The sequence below is a fragment of the Bartonella sp. AD24XZML genome (assembly GCF_042196485.1).
In the GTDB taxonomy this organism is placed as follows: Bacteria; Pseudomonadota; Alphaproteobacteria; order Rhizobiales; family Rhizobiaceae; genus Bartonella.
Genome location: NZ_JBHIQH010000062.1, coordinates 1 through 4269, shown reverse-complemented (window position 1 = coordinate 4269; position 4269 = coordinate 1). Strand labels below are relative to the sequence as shown.

2 protein-coding genes and 2 pseudogenes are annotated in these 4269 nt (G+C 42.2%); all 4 read left to right on the top strand.

What is annotated here, in order from left to right:
- A pseudogene (locus tag ACFIMX_RS05870) lies at window positions 1–1441 on the top strand (hypothetical protein); the annotation flags it as partial.
- Window positions 1434–3680 carry a hypothetical protein gene (locus ACFIMX_RS05865; RefSeq protein WP_375694175.1) on the top strand — a complete coding sequence of 749 codons (2247 nt, stop codon included), beginning with the start codon at window positions 1434–1436 and terminating at the stop codon, window positions 3678–3680. The pseudogene ACFIMX_RS05870 and the gene ACFIMX_RS05865, both read left to right, overlap by 8 nt.
- Entirely contained in the window at window positions 3680–3967 is a 288-nt protein-coding gene (locus tag ACFIMX_RS05860) for a transglycosylase SLT domain-containing protein (RefSeq protein ID WP_375694174.1), read from the top strand. The genes ACFIMX_RS05865 and ACFIMX_RS05860 overlap by 1 nt, the downstream gene beginning before the upstream one ends.
- A pseudogene (locus tag ACFIMX_RS05855) lies at window positions 3955–4269 on the top strand (lytic transglycosylase domain-containing protein); the annotation flags it as partial. The gene ACFIMX_RS05860 and the pseudogene ACFIMX_RS05855, both read left to right, overlap by 13 nt.

Genomic DNA, 4269 nt, shown 5'->3' with positions numbered 1-4269 from the left:
TGTTGCATCAATTGATCCCTCAACCTCCACTTGTTGCGAACATTGATAAAGGGAGTGAGGATGAAGCTGGGCGACAGCAAAAAGATGTGATGGATTATATTGCTCAACTTAATGAGAAATCTATAGCGGAAAACTCTTTGAAAAACGATTCTGGAAATGATGAGGAAAAGCTTTTTGATGCACCTATAGGAGAAGAAAAACATTTGAATGCACACTTACCAGAAGAGGAGCATTTAAAAGCAAGTGCTAAGCCCGAACAGGCAACCGATTATGTAAACGCAGTTGGAAATTTTATCCATAAAGATGCAAATCCAATCGGCTTATGGGAGCGTTTTAGAAAATCAGAATTTTCCGAGCATTTAATGGATTTTTTTGCAGGGCTTGCGTTAGGAAAGACACCACAAGAAAGTTTTTCAAATGCATCTATCCTTATGCGGCAGGGCAACAAGGAACGCGCACAATATAAACAAACTTTGCAATTTTTACGCTCTAAAGGGTATAGCGATGAAGATGCGCAAGCACTCACACAATATCCAGATCTTGCCATGAAAGTTATAGGCAACACGTTAAGCCCTCAAGAAGGCTATAGAACATTGACATCAGAAGAAAAGGCAGAGCAAGGATTGCCTGAGGATATGACTTTCCAAGTCTCAACAAGCACAGGGAAAATTATACCTGTCCAAGGAGGACAGCGTTCCACTGCTTCTGGATTAGGGGGAATACTGATGGCATGCTGTCAAAGCCTGAAGCAGGTTATATGTATATTAAGGATAAAAAAGCACTTGGTGGCATACGTGCGATGCCAATTGCAGGCAGTGGTGCAGAACATAAATTAATTCAAGAACAGAAAGAGGAGGAGCGTAAAGAACAGCAAGTGAAAATGCAAATTCTGGATACAGCAGACCGGTCAAATCGTATACTCTCAGCATCTAAAGAATTGCTAAAAACTGTTGAGGAACACCCGCATGTTGTTGGTTTCACTGGTCCTATAATGTCGTTCCTTCCTAATTCTCAGGCAAAAGATTTCGGGCATATGCTCGATTCATTGAAGGCAAGTATCGGGCTTGATGCCTTGAGAAAAGCAAAAGCATTTTCACCAAATGGCGCATCTGGCTTTGGAAACTTGTCTAATATGGAATTGCAAGCATTGCAAAACTCTGTAGCAGCACTGTATCAAGATCTTTCTGCAGAGCAAATGAAGAAATCTTTAAAAACAGTTATTGACACTTTCAATAAATCCAATGCAGCAACGCGCGCAATTCTTTTTGGTGGTGCAGAAGCAACAAACGAGCTCGTTCGAGCCGCCTATGGGCAAGATGCTTATAAGGGAAATCATGCACAGTCAAATGATCCACTAGAAAAACAGATAGAAGCATTGCCGGAAGGCATGCTGTTCGTTGATAGTGACGGGCGCATTAAGGAGAAACAAACCAATGGCTGAAGTAATCCCCCCTCTTATTAATCGTAAAAACACAAGAGTCATTGGACATGTAAGTGACTATACACCAGAACAGCTTCAAGAGCTTTTTTCAAAAAATAAGGAAAGGTTAAGGGGTTCTGTTACAGGAAATAAAGGTGCAACAGAGGAAACAGAAGAAGATGGTCCACATCCAAGTGCTGCGGGTGCTTTTGGATGGGGAGCTCTTCACGGGTTAACCATGGGGTATGATGATGAATTAGCCGGAATATTAGAGGCGGGTCCTATTGCTTATTGGACGGGAGATAAAGAGGCAGTCAAAAAATATAATGAAGTAACAAAGCGATGGCGTGACTATCAAAGAGCGGCGAACCGAGATCAGTTTTATCTATCTCTTGCGGGGAATTTAGCGGGTGCTGCGGCACCCGTAATTGCTTCTGTTCTCTTTCCACCCGCGGCAGGTGCTACTGCGGCTGCTCGTGCGGCAATTGGGGCTGATGTTGTGCTGGGAGGTAGAGCTGGTGTTGCAGGAGCACAAATAACCAGTAAAGCTTTAGCAGCAGGAGAAAGGGCGGTGCAATCTGCTTTAGCAGAGGGTGCGGAACGGGCAGCGGCAAAAGCTGCAGGTGAAGCAGCAATGAAAGCAGTAGCAAGTAAAGAGGCGGCAAAATTTAGCTTGGGGCGTGCAGCAAAAACTGGAGCCATTTATGGTGGAATAGCAGGCAGTGGTGAGGGAGAAGGGCTTGCAGATACTCTAGTGTCTGCTGGGTTTGGTGCAGGGCTAGGCGTTGCAACACCATTTGTTGCCAGTGGTGTATCAAAAGCAACATCTTTTGCGACAAGATCACTAAAAAAAACGCCTGCTATTGTGAAAAAAACACCTGCGGCTCTCAAAAACACAGTTGGAAAATTGTTTGGTAAAACTGAACCAATAACACAAGGTGTAGAAAAAGAAGCATTTCAGATAAGCGATAGAGCGCTTAGGGATGTAAGCCAAACTTTAGGGGATGAAGGTGTTGATAAGCTTGAAAGGGCATTAAAACAGCGAGGTCCTGATTCAATGATTATTGATCTTCATGATGGGCTTGCTACAAGAGCTTTTAAGGCAGCAAAAAAAGACCATGATACATATTCGCTCATAAGTAATCGTTTGGGAGCTAGACAAGATGCGAGTGCACTGCGGGTAAAGGATGCGTTGACAGATGTGATGGGTCCAAAAGTAGATACGCTTGATTTAAAGCAAGAGATTATCAAACAAGCACAGAAAAAGGCTGAACCATTTTATGAGAGGGCGAAAGCTTCTCCCATTTCTAATGCTGTCAGTAAAGATTTATCGCGGTTGCAAGAAACTCCTGCCTTCCAAAAAGCCTATAAAAAAGCAATTGCGCGAATGCCAAATGAAGCGGATGCAACAGTTATAGGGAGCAATGGATATCCAAAACTGAATATGCGGATTTTACATAAGATGAAAGAGGTTTTGGATGATCAAATTAATTCTGCGCGCATCAAAGGAAAACAAGGATATGCGCGAGATTTGATTCTGTTCAAACAACGCATTCTGGACGTTTTGGATACGTCCTCTCCAGATTATGCTAAAGCACGTAAAATTTATTATGACGAGCATACTATTGGTGATGCCCTCGAGCAAGGAAAAAAAGCACTGAATAAGAGTGTTGATCTTGATACAATCAACAGTCAACTTTCAGATTTGGGGTTGATGGAAAAAGAGGCTTTTCAAAAAGGGATGCGGTCACAAATAGAAACTGCGGCAGGCAATGCACAGAATTTTGAACACAGTCTTTTGAGTTTGTTTGACACAAAAAATGGTCAAGAAAAATTGCAGCGGAGTTATGGTGAGGATAAAGCAAAACAGCTTATGAAAATGTTGCGACCAGAAGTGGAAAGAACAAAGCTTTTTGCACGATTGCCAAACCATATAGGTGAAGTGGAAGAGAGGGGGGCACAACAGACTATGGGTATAGGAAAGATTGCTTTCATCAAGGCAGTTGTAAAAAATTTCGCAAGAGAATTTGGACGCAAATTCTCAAGCGTCCATAAAGATACTGAGAGAGATATTGCAGCGCTTATAACAGCGCGGGAAAAAGGAGATTTTGGGTTAGCAAGAGAAAAAGCCGTTGAATTAATTAAGAAGTTTCATGAAGCAGAAAAGAAACGCTTAATAACCAAAGAAGACCACACAAAATTCTTCAATTTTGTTGGCATTCTTTTGAATAGCAGTGCTGATAGAACGGTTATAAACTAATGATCAATTTTCATCCTAATGTGAAGCGTGCTATCTCACAGGCAGCACAAAAATATGGTTTACCAGAAAGCTTTCTTGAACGTGTTGCTATGATAGAAAGTAATGGTAATCCAAATGCAAGAAATAAGAACAGCAGTGCAGGGGGGCTGTATCAATTTTTAGATTCAACAGCAAAACACTATCAACTGAATGACAAGTTTGATCCCTTTCAAGCAACCGATGCTATGGCACGGTTAACAAAGGATAATACANTCCCTTTCAAGCAACCGATGCTATGGCACGGTTAACAAAGGATAATACACGTTATTTAGTCACAGCATTAGGCAGAGAGCCATCAGAGGCAGAGCTTTACCTCGCACACCAACAAGGACCAGCAGGGGCAGTAAAACTTATCAAAAATCCACATATTCCAGCAAGCCAGCTTTTAGGTCGACAGGCAGTCACACTCAACGGTGGCAACATGGAAGCTACAGCAGGGGATTTTATGAATCATATTTATGGGCTTTATAATAAAACGGGAGATGCTTTGAAGAGAACGATACAGCAAAACCAAAGCAATGGACAAGCAGCACCAAACGAGGTGGGTCCT

Excerpts from the sequence above, each read along its gene's own strand:
- ACFIMX_RS05865 (WP_375694175.1), top strand. The coding sequence starts at position 1,434 with ATGGCTGAAGTAATCCCCCCTCTTATTAATCGTAAAAACACAAGAGTC.